Consider the following 13,905-nt stretch of genomic DNA (forward strand, 5'->3'; position numbering starts at 1 on the left):
TCGTAGCTCATGTCTTCAAAATGATACAGGACGAGGGGAACCCGTTGCGCTGGCGGCAACTTCTGCAATACCGCCTCCAGCAACTGCCGGTGCTCGCCGGCGGCCACCTGCTTCTCGTGCGTATCCGGCGCTGCCCATTCGGGCCCGGTCCCCTCCTCGTCGTCCTCCGAACGCATCTCGGAAAAAAAACGCCAGCGCGCCCGGTACCGGGTCAAATGATTCAGGCACAGATTTCGCGTGACGGTCTTGAGCCAGCCTCCAACCGTCGGGCTGTCCTTTAACTCTGCATACCGCTCGTAAGCCTTCAGGAAAACCTCCTGCGACACGTCTTCGGCTTCGGCCTCGGTTCCGAGCAACCGGACCGCCGTTGTAAACACCATGTTCTGGTAGGCCTTCATGAACGCCTCGAACTGTTGCGAGTCTGTCATTGTTTGCCCTATACCGGCGTAGGGTCATCGTGTTGGCAGGACACCGACAGTGGAACAAAAGTTGCAGCAAATTGCGAATCCCAAGTTCTTGCGACCGAAACGCGACGGATCCTGTCTAACTTGGACAGCCAAGGTCCGTCAGGACCACCGCCGCGGCGTTATGACCCGGCGCGCCCGTCACTTCACCTCCCGGATGTGTTCCCGCTCCACAAAGATACAGATTTGCAATGGGCGTTCGATACCCCGACCAGCCGAGCAACGGGCGTTGCGCGAGGAACTGACTGGGAATCATGTCGAGGTGTCGGATGTTTCCGTCGGTCATCGCCATTCGCTGTTCGATGTCCGCGGGCGTGAACAATGACCAATCAACGATGATGTCGCGCAGGTTCGGCGCGTATTCCGCAAGTGTGTCGATCAAACGTTCACCCATTGGCCGGCGGTAGTCGTCCCAGGTCCCATCGCGCAGTTTCGACGGCGCATAGAGCGCCCAAATCGACATGACGTGATGCCCCTCGGGAGCCATCCCCGGATCATAGATGGTCGGCACCTGCACCTCCATGACCGGAGCCCGGGCGGGCAAACCCCGCTTCGCGTCGGCCCACGCCTGGGTGAAATAGCCAATCGACGGACAGATTTTGACTTCGGCAAGGAAACGTGGATCAAAAGAGGGTGAGCCATCATCGAAGTACGTGGAAAAATCAGGCACGTCACGGAGCGCCGCGTGAAACTTGAAGTACGCGGCTTCCGTCCTCAGCGATTTGATCCGGAGGACGAATTTCGAGTCGAGATGCCGCGCGTCAATGAGCTTGAGAAAGGTACGTTTGGGGTCGGCGTTCGAGATCACAATTCGGCAGCGCATTTGTGTCCCATCCGCCAGTGCGACACCAATAACCTTGCCGTTTTCCACGAGGATGTGCTCGACTTGCGTGCCTGTTTGCAATATCGCACCACTCTCGCGGGCTGCTGCGGCAAGCGCCTGCGTGATGCCGCCCATGCCACCCTTTACCAGTCCGACATTCTCCGGTTTGCTGAAGATCGTGCACTTGATGTACGCGTAAACCCACGCGCTTCCGGGCGCGGTCGGATCACCGACATCGTGCGCGTGGATGAAGGCTGCCCGCACGGGCTCGGATTCGAAGTATTCGCAAACCAAATCCTTCATGCTGGCCAGGAGCAGGCGTTCGAAGAACTCCTCGTCGTTTGTGCCGCTCAAACGATCGGCAATTTCGGCCACGGTCGGAGGCGTCGTCAGGAAATAGGGATAAATGATGCCTGCGGCCCGTTTCCAAAACGCGATCCACTTCGGATAATTCATTGCATCGCGCTTTGAAAAGCGAGTGATCTCCTCCTGAGTCTGCTCGACATCATTCCAAAGCAACAAACGGCGACCATCCGGCAATGGCAGGAACCGCCAGGGATCAATGGGACAAACCTCGAAACCGCGTTTCCGCAGCTCCAGGTCTTCGATAACTTTGTTCTGAAGCAGATAGCAGAGATACGAACAGGCCGAGAAACGATAACCGGGAAACAATTCCTCCGTCACGCACGCGCCACCCAGGACATCGCGCCGTTCGAGTACCAGTGTCTTTAATCCGGCGCGCGCCAGATAGGCGGCGCAAACGAGACCGTTGTGTCCACCACCCAGAATGATGATGTCGTAATCAGTCTCTGACATAACTCGCTCGTCTCCCCAGAAACCCGCGTTTTCCTGCTGTTCGACAAAAACAATCAAGAGGGCAACACGCGTTCTGAATTAAACGCGTATTCTCAAACACTGAATGTCTCCCGACTTTAGCCAAGCGCGGAACGCATCGCGGCAAACAAATCCCTTCCGGCCTCGGCGGCCACCGGAGCCTTGACCCTCTCGCCGGCATCTTCAACCAGGTCGGCGGGCAGTTCCTTCAAAAAGGGGGAGGGATGGCACGGCATAATCTGGCCGTATTTTTTCCGGCCGGCGCAATGGCTCAGAGTCAGAGTCCGCATCGCGCGTGTCAGGGCCACATAAAACAGCCTGCGTTCCTCGTCGAGGGTGCCTTCAACCTTCGAACGCGAATGCGGCAACAGGCCGTCCTCCAGGCCGACGATGTAAACGTGCGGGAACTCCAGGCCCTTGCAACTGTGCATCGTGATCAACGTCACCTCGTCGCCGGTGCGTTCCTTTTCATCTTCGTGATCATTGTCCAGCGCGAGTTCCTCAAGGAATGCCTGCAGCCTGTCCACTGCCGAGCGAGCGGACGCGTTGCTGGCGTCCTCCTCGGCGGCGACATTGTCCATCGAGGCGATCAAGTCCTGGAGGTTCCGCACCTTGTTTTGTGCGGCCTCTGCATCCTTTTCCGAACGGCGGAGTTCCTCCATGTAGCCGATTTCTCCCACGAAGTTCCGTGCCCAGTTTTGCAGCGTGCCCGCGTCTCGTGAAAACATCTCTCCGGCCAGCCGCGCCCGCGTCCGTTCGATCAACCCGACAAATGACCCGATGCTCTCGCGCGTCCTCGCCGCGAACCCGGCCTGAACGGTGGGATTCTTCATCGCGGCGAAGGCGGAACATTTTTGCTCCAGGCTTGCCGCCAGCAATCGTTCCATTGTCACATCGCTCAGACCGCGCGATGGCACGTTGGCGATGCGCACAAGGCTCACGTCGTCATTCGGGTTGAGGAGGACCTTGAGGTAAGCGAGAAAGTCCTTCACCTCACGCCGGTCGAAAAAACTTTGTCCTCCAACAAGGTGATAACGGACGCCCGCCTGGCGCAGCGCCGTTTCCAGAGGGCGCGATTGCTGGTTCGTCCGGAACAGAATCGCCTGGTCGCGCCACGGAACACGGCGTGACTGCCGAAGGAATTCAATTTCCTCAACAATGGTCCGCGCTTCCTCTTCTTCGCTTGCGAACGCATGCAACGTTATCCTGTCGCCCTGGCCCTTCGCTGACCAGAGCTGTTTGGAACGGCGACGCGCGTTGTTTTTGATCACCGCGTTGGCCGCGGTGAGAATCGTGGTCGTCGAGCGATAGTTCTGTTCCAGTTTGACAACCTTCACCCCGGGAAAATGCTTTTCCATGTCGAGCAGGTTGGCGATCTCCGCGCCGCGCCAGCCATATATGCTCTGGTCATCGTCGCCCACCACGCACAGATTGTGATGTTCCTGCGTGAGCGCCTGGACGAGTTGGAACTGCGCGGCATTCGTGTCCTGATACTCGTCCACCATCACGTAGCGGTATCTGGCCCGGCAGGCGGCAAGCGCGCCGGGATGTTCCTTGAACAATCGCAGCGTCAGCAGGATGAGATCGTCGAAATCGACCGCATTGGAGGCGCGCAGCGCCGATTCGTAACGCGAGCGGACGTGTTCCGCCATTGCCGAGACGCTGGCGTCGTGAAACGCTGCAGTCTTCGACCCTCCGTTCCGGTACCGGCTCAACAGACCGAGAATGGCGGCCGGATCGGTCTTCTCCCCCTTAGCGGAGATGTGGCTGAGTATCTTTCTAATCGCGGCAAGCTGCTCGGACTCGTCGTAGATGACAAAGTTCCGCTTGTACCCCAGTTTTTCAATGTGCTGGCGCAGAATACGGACGCACAGGGAGTGGAACGTGCAAAGTGTGGGATGCGCATCGCTGTGGCTCCGTGATCCGGCTTCCGCGGTCCGGCGTCGCGGAACGAGTTGGTGGACGCGTTCCCTCATTTCGCGGGCCGCCTTGTTGGTAAATGTCACGGCGAGGATACTTCCCGGCGAGACGCCTTTTTCCATCAGGTACGCGATGCGGCAGGTGATGACGCGCGTTTTGCCCGTGCCAGCGCCGGCGAGGATCAACACCGGCCCCCGGACCGTCTCAACAGCCAGACGTTGCTGCGGATTCAGCGAATCGAGATTCAACATCGGCCCGCGAGTGTAGTCCTCAACGGGCCGGGGGCAAGTGGAAGTGACGAAAAAAGGACGAAAGCGACGCCGGAAAATCAACTCTCTCGCGTTTCGATTCGCTTCAAATCCTCGGCCATGAACCGTGCGACGTCCTTGAACTTCGGAATGTTCGCCGGGTTGATCTTCATCAACGTCTCGTGAGCTTCGAGACAGGTGCGCGTGGTCTCCGCTTTCCCCGAACCTCCTTCATGCCGCTGCAATTCACGACACTTTTCAGAAAGCGGGTCTTCGCCCCGCACGATGCAGAACAGATGCGTCACGCCAAGATTGTCCAACAGATCCAGTATGCGAGAGTTGGCGTTCAGCAGGGTGACGGTCGCCGTTTCGCCTGGCGTTTCGGAAAGTTTCAATCCGAAACCGGCTAGAATGCCGAGAAACGTGCTGTCGATGATCGGGCATTCGCCAAGGTCCAGCACGAACTTGCGGCAGCCGCGGTCGCGCAATTCATAGACGAGGGTCTTGAAATCGACACTGCAATTAAAACTGGCCCGCCCCGAGATTTTCACGAGCGCCACCTGCTCTGCCACTGCCACCTGCAAGATTGGGGATGCCGCGCCCATAAACTGATTCATTCAGACTGAACTTACGCTCCGGTGCGAGCCACGGTCAAGCGGCGCGCCGGCCTGATGGTTCGCCGCCGCCGGCTACGATCTGCACGAGTGTGCGCTGCAACACCATCGCTTCATCCTGGCTGCTAAAGACGAGTTGCTGATTGCATTTGAGCAACAGGTCCATCGCGCGCACGAGCTCCGCCAGAGAATACCGCCCCGCCTGCGGGAGCGCCTTGAATAAGACATAAGGATTCATCGCCAGAGGGTTGAACCGCTTGTCCTCCGGCAGTTCTTCCCGCGGAACGCGCTCCAGGCGGGCTTTGAAACGGTTGAAGTCCGTGTCTGGCTTCAGCCAGCCTTCCCGCAACATCTCTTTCAAAAAAATCATCGCGCGCACTTTGGTGATGAGACCATAAAGCAGTCCTATTTCCGACTTCTGTCGGTCAAACTTCATTTCCCAAAGTTCCTCGTCAAGGCAGCGCAGCAATCGCGGCAGATCACGGTCGCCGAGGGCGTCGCCCAGGGCGAACGCGCGCGCCTGTTTGTTGCGTGTCACCACGGCGGCAACGTCGCCCGCCTTGATGTCCGTGCGTGCGCCGACAAACGTCGCCAGTTTTTCAACCTCGTTGCTCAGCTGGCGGACGTTCGGACCGACGTTTACGACCAATTCTGACAGCGCTTCATCAGAAATCCCCCTGCCCAACGCCTTGAGCTGGCGCCGCGCGAGGGCCTCCGCTTGGGCGGCCCAATCACGGTCCTCGACCGACAAGCCGGCGTGGTTCTCGACAGATCCGATCTTTTCCAGGGCCTTAAAAAACGTCTTGCGCTTGTCCACTCTGGCCGCGCTCACAAGGAGACGCACGTTGCCCCACGGAAATTCCTTCAGTTCCCCCGCGAGTTCCGCGAGCGATTCCGTGACGGCCTGCGCGCCTGCCGTGCGTTCGTCACCGAGGAAATTGCAGTTCCGGAACCAGATCGCCTTGCCAGTGCCGAAAAACGGCAGGGTCTGCAAGGCCTCGCGCAGTTTGCCGAGTGATTTCAGCGCTTCCGCGCTGTTGCTCACGGCAGCGTCGATGATTTCGTGATCAGTGCCGCCCAGTTCGGCGCACCATTGCTGGTAGATTTCCCCGGCTCTCTGTTTGATGGAGAACTCGTCATCGCCCCACACAAGGGCCACCGCCTCAGACGGTCTGACGGCCGCGGCAGGCATCAAGCCTCGGCCTCACCGCCGCCTTCGTTGATGCTTTCCAGCAGCGCGGACATGTCTTCGACCTGCTCGAACAGGGAAGAGGAAACGTAGATGGGCTTTTTGAGGGCGGTGGCCAAAGCAATGCAATCACTGGGTCGCGCGTCAATTTCAACTATTTTGCGGCCCAACTCGTTCTGTTGTTGCAAAATCAACCGGGCAAAGTAGGTCGAATTCTTCAACTCGGTGATGATGACGCGTTCGGCCGTGATGTTGAACCCGGAAAAGATGCTGGCGATCAGATCATGGGTCAGCGGCCGTTCCTTGGGCGTGTTGCGCAGGAAATCACTGATCGTCCGGCCCATTGTCGGTTCGACCTGGATGACAAAGACCTTCTCGTCATTGCCGACAAAAATCGCGCAGCTGCTGGCCGTCGGGAGAATCCCCCTGATTTCTACAGGCACAACATCTTTCTTCATACGCTCAGTCTATGTGAGGACTGCCAAAAAACAAGCCCGCTCTCCCACAGGGAGGCGCCGAATGGCGCGACAGGATTCCGGCAACGCGCTGGATCCTCACGGCGGAGTGGACGCGCGATTTGTTCGTTGCCAAGCCGGGACGGCGTCGCGCACCATGCGGCCATGAGTTTCAGGAAAAAAATCCTTTCGCTCGACGCCCTCCCGGCCTGGAGAAATGCGCTCCGCGCCAGCGGGAAAACGCTGGTGGCCACGAACGGCTGCTTCGATATTCTCCACGCCGGTCATGTGACCTATCTCGAGGCCGCGCGTGAACACGGCAGCGCTTTGTTGGTGGGCGTGAACGGTGATGCCTCTGTGCGCCAGCTCAAGGGCGAAGGACGTCCCGTGAACACTGAAGACGACAGGGCGGCCGTGCTGGCGGCGTTACAGGCCGTGGATGCCGTGTGCATCTTCCCCGAAACCCGCGCGACTCGTTTCCTTTCGCTGGCGCGGCCGGAAGTGTACGTCAAAGGCGGTGATTTCACCGTCGAGGAGTTACCCAAGGAGGAACGCGACGTCGTCGCGGGCTTTGGCGGAAAAATCGTCACCGTCGGTTTCGTGCCCGGCAAATCAACGACCGCCCTTCTGGGAAAAGTCGCGAAGATTTAAGCGCACCGAAGCGCCTTCTCTGGTTGACGCGATGAATTTCTTTCGCTCGCGCGGGCTGTCTTCCGGTTGCGCGGGATTCCGCTTGCCTCAGTAATCGGAGGCCGACATTATCTGACATGGCAGTCAAGCAAGAGACCAACCGTGTTGACGCCGAGTTCTATCAGCCGGCGGACTCTTTTTTCGCCGCTCACCGCAACCTGGCCCTCACCTACGACGACGTCACGCTGGCGACGCTTTATTCCGAGATTCTCCCCCGGGACACCCAACTCGACACCCGGCTGGCCGAAGGACTGGATCTTAACATTCCCGTCATCTCGGCTGACATGGACACGGTCACCGAGGCGCGCATGGCCATCGCAATGGCCTTAAATGGCGGACTGGGTCTCATCCACTACAACATGCCGGAGAAGCAACAGCTTTCCGAGTTGAGCCGGGTGAAAAACCACGTGCATGGCCTGATCCAGGACCCGATCAAAGTTGCGCCTGAACTGCTCATCGGCGAAGTGCTGGAAATGATTGAAAAGCGCAAGTTCGCCTTCGGCACGTTCCCGGTCGTGGACACCGACGGACGATTGGTTGGCCTGTTGTCCGGCCACGTCGTCAAACCGCGCTATGCCAAACGAAAAGTGTCCGAGGCCCTCACGCCGCGCAGTCAGGTTCACACGATCAAGAAACAGGAACTGGGCACCAACCCGATTGCCCGAGCAGACAAGTTTTTCACGGACCATCCGGGGATTCACAAGTTGCTGGTGGTGGATGAAGAGGACCGCTTGCGCGGATTGTTCACGATGAGCGACGTGGAACGCATCACCCAGGAGCGCAACGCACAGTTCAAGCCGGCACGCGATTCAAGTTTCCGCCTTATTTGCGGTGCCGCGCTGTCCGCCACGCGCAATGCGTTTGGCGATCTTGATCGCGAACGAATTCTGAACCACGTCGGCGCGCTGGTCGAACGCGGCGTGGATGTCGTGGCCGTTTCGACCGCGCACGGATTCAGCAAGGGGGTGGGCGAAACAGTCAGGATGCTCCGGGACGCGTTTCCACGTCTGCCGATCATCGCAGGCAACGTTTCGAGCGCGGCCGGGGCCGGATACCTCGCCGATTGCGGCGCGAACGCGATCAAAGTCGGTCAGGGACCGGGATCAATCTGCACCACTCGTATCGTCGCGGGTGTTGGCATTCCGCAACTCACCGCCGTTTACACCTGTTCGTGCGCCGCGCGGGAAAAAGGCGTGAGTGTCATCGCGGATGGCGGCATCACGAAGTCTGGAGACATTGTCAAGGCCTTGACGCTCGCCCACGCAGTGATCTGCGGCGGCCTGTTCGCGGGCTGCCCGGAAGCGCCGGGACAGATGATGGAGATCGGCGGCAAGTTGTACAAGCAATATCGCGGCATGGGAAGCTTTGCAGCCATGAAAAGCGGGTCGGCCGCGCGTTACGGTCATTCGACCAACAGTACGCAAAAGGTCGCGCCCGAAGGTGTGGAGGCGCTCAAGGAGGTTTCCCCCTCGCTTGACCTGGTCCTCACCCAGTTGATCGGCGGAATCCAGTCCGGCATGGGCTACCTCGGCGCGGCCAATCTCAGCCAGCTTCGGGAGAAAGCCCGCTATATCCGGGTCAGTCCCGCCGGGATGCGCGAGGCCGCGCCGCACGACGTCGTCGAGGTCAAGACCGGGAATTGAAGACGGTGATCGGGCCTTCGGCGATGGGATTCGGAACGGGCGCGTCTCGAAAATTCCCCGCTTCGCGACTGCATCGCTTCCTTCCTGATTCAGAACTTGAACATCTTGTTCACCGTTCCACATTGCGGACACCGCGATCGGTCCACATCGGCATCATCCGTATAAACGAAAGCGCACTTTTCGCATCGAAATATTTTGTCCTCGCTGGAGGTAGGTTCAAAACGTCTGCGGCGAAACTCGTAATACACGGCCACAGCGCCCAGGGCTCCGAGCAGCAGCAGCACGTAAAGGAACAACTGTTTGTCGGGTGTCATGGAGCGGCGCCGGCGACCGGATTGTTCGTGGCTGGCATTTCCGACGTGAGCCACTGGAAAACTATTTTGCCCCAGTTGAGCGTGACCGGAGCACCGGATAAAACCGTGTCAGTTTTCGCGATTGGTTTGAAGCGGATGGCCCTTGCCAGATCGAGGGCCGTTTGATCCGCCATTTTAGAACCGCTGCTGCTGAAAACCGTGGCCGAAAACACGAAGCCCGACGGTTTCACGCTCACCTCAACTACCGTGGCCGCCAGAATGTCGGTGTGCCGGATCACCGGCACATCCGGCGCACTGGTGATGGCGCGTCCGGCGAGGCCGTCTGCGAGCCGAATTGCGGACCTGGCGGGCAACGGCGTCGGGGACGCCATCACTTCGCTGAGCCGCGGCGCCGGCTTTTCCGAGAGGACAGTCGCGCTGACGACGTTGGTATCGACAAATTCGGCGAAGGCAGTCCCCAACTCGTCCACCGGCAAAGCGAAAAAACGGGCCGGCTCCGTCCAATCTTCTGAACGATGTCGAAAGGTCGGCACCTTCATCCATGCGCCGCCCGAAAAACCGCGTGCGTGAGGCAGAGCAAACAAGGTTGGATCGTCCAGGTCGAGCAGTTCGGCCAACGGAGTCCCGGCGGGTGCGTCCGCAACAAGGCTGAAAGCAGTGGTTGTTCCCGGTTGGCGCGTCGCCACGGTGCTCCGTTCAGACGACCAAAAGATTACGGCCAACTGCGTGACGATGACGAGGAAAACCGCGCTCCATACGCGTCCGCGCGACCACACCGCCGGTTCTGGCGTGGCCGCGTTCATCGAACGGAATTCGTCCGCACTGGCATGACCGGCGGACTCGTCGCAAAAATGGCATCCTTCAGCCCGGCTTCGCGCGCCAGTTTCGCCAGATGAACGATCGTTTCGTAAGGGACAGACTTGTCCGCCATCAGAACAAGGGTCAGCGGCGTTTTAGTCTCGGTTGCAACCTTGCGCAGTTGGATCTGCAAATCAGCTTCTTTGATGATCTGGTTGCGGTAATAGAGGCGTCGGCTCGTATCCACGGCGACTGTGACTATCGGACCGGTTACGCCCGGCTGATCGGCCGCCTCCGGAAGTCGGACGGCAATCCCGGGCAGGAAGACGAGCGAAGAATTGAGCAACAAAAAAATCGCAACCAGGAACAGCACGCCGACAAACGGCGAGGCGTCAAGTTGTCCGCGAAAAATCCTGACGTTGCGCGGGTATTTCATTGTCCATTTTGATTCATCCCGCCCGTTACAATGTTCAAAATCTCCGTCGAAGCCTTTTCCATGTCGAGGACGATGCTGTTAACGCGGTTGACGAGGTAGTTGTAGCCGGCGTAGGTGGGAATCGCCACCGCCAGTCCCGCCGCCATACAAATCAGCGCCCCCCAGATTCCGCCCGCCAGATCGTTGGGCGTGGCGAAGGTCCCGGCTTCCTGCAGACGGCGGAACATCTCCATGAACCCCATGACCGTTCCCAACAACCCCATCAGCGGCGCGATCTGTGCAATCGTGGCGAGCAAATTCAATTTGTCTTCCAACCGGGGAACTTCGAGCAGTCCCGCCTCTTCCAGCGCGTCGCGGACTCCTTCCCGGCCACGGTCGCGATTCAGGATCGCTGTTTTCACAAGTCGAGCAACCGGCCCGGGCGTGGCGTCGCATATCGAAAGCGCCTCCACGACGTTCTCCCGCTTCAATACGTTTCGTACACCGTTGAGAAATTCCGACGAATTGATTTGCGCCCGGTGATAATGCAGGAGGCGCTCGACAAATACGACGATGACGACGGCGCTCATCACCAGTAACAGCCAGGTCATGGGTCCGCCGTGTTCCAGCAGGATCGGCAACATTCAGTTTTTATAGGCTTCAAACCGCAAAGTTCAAAGGTCAAAGTTGCCGGACCATCCCTCACCCTTCGCACGTCGCAGTCTCCGGTGACGCAACGCGGGTGGGAGCAGCCAACTTTCTGGCTTGCTTCCGTGCATGAGTCCCGAAATCGTTGACGCATGGAAACGCCCGACCAACTTCGCGAATTGTTCCGGATGCAGAAAATGTTGAATGAGCGCATCGGAGTCAAAACCGATGGTATGAGCGACGAAGACAAGACCAAATGGATACTCAACTATTGCCGCGCCCTGACACAGGAAATCGCCGAGCTGACCGACAGTGTTCCGTGGAAATGGTGGGCCAAATACCAGAAGTTCGACGCGCAAAACGCGCGCGTCGAGGTCGTGGACCTGTTTCACTTTCTCATCAGCCTCGCGCAAGTGCTGGGCATGAGCGCCGACGATGTCTTCAACGCCTACTTGAAAAAGAACGAAGTAAACTTCAAGCGGCAGGAGAGCGGTTACATCACAAAGGATGAGCACGACTCGAAGCACATTTGAACTTCGTCGCCCGGCACCGGGCCGCCGAAATGGAGCACCTCGCGCGATCGCCAGTGGCCGGAGAAATCGCGTGGAAAACTGGCATTCCGTGTCCGGTTTCGCACGGGAGAACACAAGTCGAAATACTCCAGACTCCGGATTCTTCAGTGAGTCCCGGCATTTCTTTGGCCATGCCGACGCACGGGCCCGCGGTGCCCGACGTGTCCAACATCGGCATCGACCCGTTTCACACCGCGGGGCCGTCCTCCGTGATTAAGCGCAAAACATTTGAGCCCCCTCCGGGGCAGTGGCGCAAAGAAGTCGAACGCGTCCTGATCACCGAGGAACAGATCGCGCGGCGCGTGCGACAACTCACGCGACGGCTCGAGACCGATTTTGCCGGGCGCGACCTCGTTATTGTTTCACTGCTCAACGGCACAGTCCTCTTCCTCGCCGATCTGATCCGTCACCTGTCGTTGCCTCTCCGCCTCGATTTCATCGGCGTTTCCAGTTACGGCGCAAATACGGTCCCGGGTCAACTGGTGTTTACCAAGGAACTGCGGATCGATGTGCGCGGACGCGATGTGCTGCTCGTGGACGACATTCTCGACACCGGCAAAACCCTCAAACGCGTGCTCACCAAACTGCGCGCGTTGAAGCCGCGTCGCGTCAGGGTTTGCGTGTTGCTGGAGAAAAGGGCGCGCCGTGTCGCGAAAATCCGCGTTGATTATGTCGGGTTCCGTATTCCGGATTTGTTCGTGGTCGGGTATGGGCTTGATTTTGCGGAGCGCTACCGGAACCTGTCCTTCGTAGGCGTGTTACGACCGCAGTACCGGCAAGGGAGCTGACGTGCGGATTGTTGTCCATTTTTATTCGTATTTCAAAGAGTTGACGGGTTGCGTCGAAACGACCGAGGCGTTGCCGCCCGGGAGCAGCATCGCTGATTTGATGACGCTGCTCATCCGGCGCTTTCCCAAACTGGGTCCCATGCAAAACTCGACGCTGATTGCCGTTGGCGTGGATTATCAGGGTCGCGGATACTTGTTGAAGGAAGGCGACGAAGTTTCACTCTTTCCGCCGGTGCAGGGCGGATGAAGCACGCGCGCGGAACAGAATGCGGAGTAGATGAAAAGACGTTTGACCATCACCACTGAGCCGATCGACGAATCCGCACTGCTCGCAAGGCGCGAAATGTCGGGCGGCATGGGCGCGGTGGTTTACTTTCTGGGGGTTGTTCGCGGTGTGGAGGACGACAAACGCATCAGCGCCATCGAATACGAGTCGTTCGAACGCATGGTGGAGCACCAGTTCGACCTGCTGTTCGGCGAAATGGAACGAAGGTGGCCGATTGAATCGGTCCGGCTCGTGCATCGAATTGGCGTGGTCAAAGTGAACGAGCCGTCACTCTGGGTGGAGTTGGTCGCGCCCCACCGCGCCGAGGCGTTCGCCGCCTGTCAGTGGCTCATTGATGAAATGAAACGCGTGGTTCCCATCTGGAAGAAACCGCTCCGTTGACCGTTGGTTGTCCGCGAAGCGCGATGCCACCCGTGCCGTTCCCGCGGCGCGCTCAAATTCTTTGACCCGTCACGCAACTTTCTCTAGTTTCGCTTGTATAACAGGCTGTTGTTAGAACGGATCAGAGATGCCATTTACGTCCATTAAGAGCCTCTTCGCCCGGGCCGCGCTGGCTTCGCCGGACAAGTTCGACGAGTGGCTCAAGGCCTGGAGGATCGCCGCCGGGAGCGGTTCGCAGGAGCCGCTGCTGGTCTTTTTCAGTCGCGAAAGCGGCATGTCCGAGGAACAGTTTTTGCACCAATTGGGCCAGGCTCTCGGATGGCCCTGCCTGGACCTGCCGAAGCTCGCGGTCCCGCCGGAAACACGGCAGAAAATCTCCACCAAGGTCGCGTTCCAGTACTTTGCCCTCCCGACGCAGTTCGAAAACGGCTCGCTGCAGGTCGCGGTCAGCAATCCATTTGATACTGCGATGTTGAATGCCGTGCAGTTCGACGCCCAGTGCCCGGTGCAGTTCGCGCTTGCGCCGCGCAACGAAATCGAAAAGGCGCTCAAGAAATATTACGGCGTCGGCGCCGAGACGCTCGACGAGATGGCGGAGGACGAGCCGATCGAACTGCTGGTTGCCGAGGACAAGGAAATCACCGAGGGCGACCAGGAAGCCAGTGTAATCAAATTTGTCAATCAGATCATCTGGGAAGCCTACAAGGACCGGTCCACGGACATCCATTTCGAGCCGGCGGAGGACGAACTGCGCATCCGGTACCGCATCGACGGCATTCTCCACCAGACGCCGATGCCGCCTCAGCTCAAGCGGTTTCAGGCG

17 protein-coding genes are annotated in these 13,905 nt (G+C 58.9%); 7 read left to right on the top strand and 10 right to left on the bottom strand.

Features of this window, described 5'->3' with window-relative positions; translation table 11 throughout:
• The 6 genes from VN887_12685 to VN887_12710 form a co-directional block, all read right to left on the bottom strand.
• On the bottom strand, window positions 1-428 hold a 428-nt coding region (locus tag VN887_12685; GenBank protein HXT40862.1), incomplete at its 3' end, for a sigma-70 family RNA polymerase sigma factor.
• A gap of 115 nt (window positions 429-543) precedes the next feature.
• Window positions 544-2,103 carry an NAD(P)/FAD-dependent oxidoreductase gene (locus tag VN887_12690; protein ID HXT40863.1) on the bottom strand — a complete coding sequence of 520 codons (1,560 nt, stop codon included), beginning with the start codon at window positions 2,101-2,103 and terminating at the stop codon, window positions 544-546.
• Window positions 2,104-2,219: 116 nt separating this feature from the next.
• Entirely contained in the window at window positions 2,220-4,292 is a 2,073-nt protein-coding gene (locus tag VN887_12695; protein HXT40864.1) for a UvrD-helicase domain-containing protein, read from the bottom strand.
• Window positions 4,293-4,369: 77 nt separating this feature from the next.
• Window positions 4,370-4,894, bottom strand: a complete 525-nt coding sequence (locus tag VN887_12700; protein ID HXT40865.1) for an STAS domain-containing protein — start codon at window positions 4,892-4,894, stop codon at window positions 4,370-4,372.
• 46 nt (window positions 4,895-4,940) lie between these two features.
• Window positions 4,941-6,095: a DNA polymerase III subunit delta gene (locus tag VN887_12705; protein HXT40866.1), complete on the bottom strand. Its 1,155-nt coding sequence runs from the start codon at window positions 6,093-6,095 to the stop codon at window positions 4,941-4,943.
• Window positions 6,095-6,550 (bottom strand): bifunctional nuclease domain-containing protein, encoded by a 456-nt coding sequence (locus VN887_12710; GenBank protein ID HXT40867.1) that lies wholly within the window; start codon window positions 6,548-6,550, stop codon window positions 6,095-6,097. Before VN887_12710 ends, VN887_12705 begins: the two co-directional genes overlap by 1 nt.
• Window positions 6,551-6,712: 162 nt before the next feature.
• Here VN887_12710 and VN887_12715 point away from each other — a divergent pair, with 162 nt between their 5' ends.
• Window positions 6,713-7,198 carry an adenylyltransferase/cytidyltransferase family protein gene (locus VN887_12715; GenBank protein ID HXT40868.1) on the top strand — a complete coding sequence of 162 codons (486 nt, stop codon included), beginning with the start codon at window positions 6,713-6,715 and terminating at the stop codon, window positions 7,196-7,198.
• A gap of 116 nt (window positions 7,199-7,314) precedes the next feature.
• Window positions 7,315-8,880 carry an IMP dehydrogenase gene (locus tag VN887_12720; protein ID HXT40869.1) on the top strand — a complete coding sequence of 522 codons (1,566 nt, stop codon included), beginning with the start codon at window positions 7,315-7,317 and terminating at the stop codon, window positions 8,878-8,880.
• An 89-nt stretch (window positions 8,881-8,969) separates the two neighbouring features.
• Here VN887_12720 and VN887_12725 read toward each other — a convergent pair whose 3' ends face one another.
• Genes VN887_12725 through VN887_12740 form a run of 4 tightly spaced genes read right to left on the bottom strand, consistent with a single transcriptional unit; the run spans window position 8,970 to window position 11,051 of the window.
• Window positions 8,970-9,194 (bottom strand): hypothetical protein, encoded by a 225-nt coding sequence (locus tag VN887_12725; GenBank protein ID HXT40870.1) that lies wholly within the window; start codon window positions 9,192-9,194, stop codon window positions 8,970-8,972.
• Window positions 9,191-9,997 carry a TonB family protein gene (locus VN887_12730; GenBank protein ID HXT40871.1) on the bottom strand — a complete coding sequence of 269 codons (807 nt, stop codon included), beginning with the start codon at window positions 9,995-9,997 and terminating at the stop codon, window positions 9,191-9,193. The genes VN887_12725 and VN887_12730 overlap by 4 nt, the downstream gene beginning before the upstream one ends.
• Window positions 9,994-10,428 carry a biopolymer transporter ExbD gene (locus VN887_12735; GenBank protein ID HXT40872.1) on the bottom strand — a complete coding sequence of 145 codons (435 nt, stop codon included), beginning with the start codon at window positions 10,426-10,428 and terminating at the stop codon, window positions 9,994-9,996. Before VN887_12735 ends, VN887_12730 begins: the two co-directional genes overlap by 4 nt.
• Entirely contained in the window at window positions 10,425-11,051 is a 627-nt protein-coding gene (locus VN887_12740) for a MotA/TolQ/ExbB proton channel family protein (GenBank protein ID HXT40873.1), read from the bottom strand. The genes VN887_12735 and VN887_12740 overlap by 4 nt, the downstream gene beginning before the upstream one ends.
• A gap of 156 nt (window positions 11,052-11,207) precedes the next feature.
• On the opposite strand from VN887_12740, the gene VN887_12745 reads away from it, so the two are divergent.
• The 5 genes from VN887_12745 to VN887_12765 form a co-directional block, all read left to right on the top strand.
• Window positions 11,208-11,588 carry a dUTPase gene (locus VN887_12745; protein ID HXT40874.1) on the top strand — a complete coding sequence of 127 codons (381 nt, stop codon included), beginning with the start codon at window positions 11,208-11,210 and terminating at the stop codon, window positions 11,586-11,588.
• A gap of 170 nt (window positions 11,589-11,758) precedes the next feature.
• On the top strand, window positions 11,759-12,415 hold the full coding sequence (hpt, locus tag VN887_12750; GenBank protein HXT40875.1) for a hypoxanthine phosphoribosyltransferase: 657 nt from the start codon (window positions 11,759-11,761) through the stop codon (window positions 12,413-12,415).
• Window position 12,416: 1 nt separating this feature from the next.
• Entirely contained in the window at window positions 12,417-12,662 is a 246-nt protein-coding gene (locus VN887_12755) for a MoaD/ThiS family protein (protein ID HXT40876.1), read from the top strand.
• A gap of 30 nt (window positions 12,663-12,692) precedes the next feature.
• A complete protein-coding gene (locus VN887_12760) occupies window positions 12,693-13,082 on the top strand; it encodes a molybdenum cofactor biosynthesis protein MoaE (protein HXT40877.1) in 390 nt (129 codons plus the stop codon).
• 127 nt (window positions 13,083-13,209) lie between these two features.
• Window positions 13,210-13,905, top strand: a 696-nt coding sequence (locus VN887_12765; protein HXT40878.1) for a type II/IV secretion system protein, incomplete at its 3' end; no start/stop codon positions are given.

It is taken from the genome of Candidatus Angelobacter sp. (assembly GCA_035607015.1).
In the GTDB taxonomy this organism is placed as follows: Bacteria; Verrucomicrobiota; Verrucomicrobiia; order Limisphaerales; family AV2; genus AV2.

What these genes read in the sequence shown, in the direction of transcription:
- VN887_12690 (HXT40863.1), bottom strand. Translation starts at nt 2,103, where the DNA reads ATGTCAGAGACTGATTACGACATCATCATTCTGGGTGGTGGACACAAC.
- VN887_12695 (HXT40864.1), bottom strand. Translation starts at nt 4,292, where the DNA reads ATGTTGAATCTCGATTCGCTGAATCCGCAGCAACGTCTGGCTGTTGAG.
- VN887_12700 (HXT40865.1), bottom strand. Translation starts at nt 4,894, where the DNA reads ATGGGCGCGGCATCCCCAATCTTGCAGGTGGCAGTGGCAGAGCAGGTG.
- VN887_12705 (HXT40866.1), bottom strand. Translation starts at nt 6,095, where the DNA reads ATGCCTGCCGCGGCCGTCAGACCGTCTGAGGCGGTGGCCCTTGTGTGG.
- VN887_12710 (HXT40867.1), bottom strand. Translation starts at nt 6,550, where the DNA reads ATGAAGAAAGATGTTGTGCCTGTAGAAATCAGGGGGATTCTCCCGACG.
- VN887_12715 (HXT40868.1), top strand. Translation starts at nt 6,713, where the DNA reads ATGAGTTTCAGGAAAAAAATCCTTTCGCTCGACGCCCTCCCGGCCTGG.
- VN887_12720 (HXT40869.1), top strand. Translation starts at nt 7,315, where the DNA reads ATGGCAGTCAAGCAAGAGACCAACCGTGTTGACGCCGAGTTCTATCAG.
- VN887_12725 (HXT40870.1), bottom strand. Translation starts at nt 9,194, where the DNA reads ATGACACCCGACAAACAGTTGTTCCTTTACGTGCTGCTGCTGCTCGGA.
- VN887_12730 (HXT40871.1), bottom strand. Translation starts at nt 9,997, where the DNA reads ATGAACGCGGCCACGCCAGAACCGGCGGTGTGGTCGCGCGGACGCGTA.
- VN887_12735 (HXT40872.1), bottom strand. Translation starts at nt 10,428, where the DNA reads ATGAAATACCCGCGCAACGTCAGGATTTTTCGCGGACAACTTGACGCC.
- VN887_12740 (HXT40873.1), bottom strand. Translation starts at nt 11,051, where the DNA reads ATGTTGCCGATCCTGCTGGAACACGGCGGACCCATGACCTGGCTGTTA.
- VN887_12745 (HXT40874.1), top strand. Translation starts at nt 11,208, where the DNA reads ATGGAAACGCCCGACCAACTTCGCGAATTGTTCCGGATGCAGAAAATG.
- hpt (HXT40875.1), top strand. Translation starts at nt 11,759, where the DNA reads ATGCCGACGCACGGGCCCGCGGTGCCCGACGTGTCCAACATCGGCATC.
- VN887_12760 (HXT40877.1), top strand. Translation starts at nt 12,693, where the DNA reads ATGAAAAGACGTTTGACCATCACCACTGAGCCGATCGACGAATCCGCA.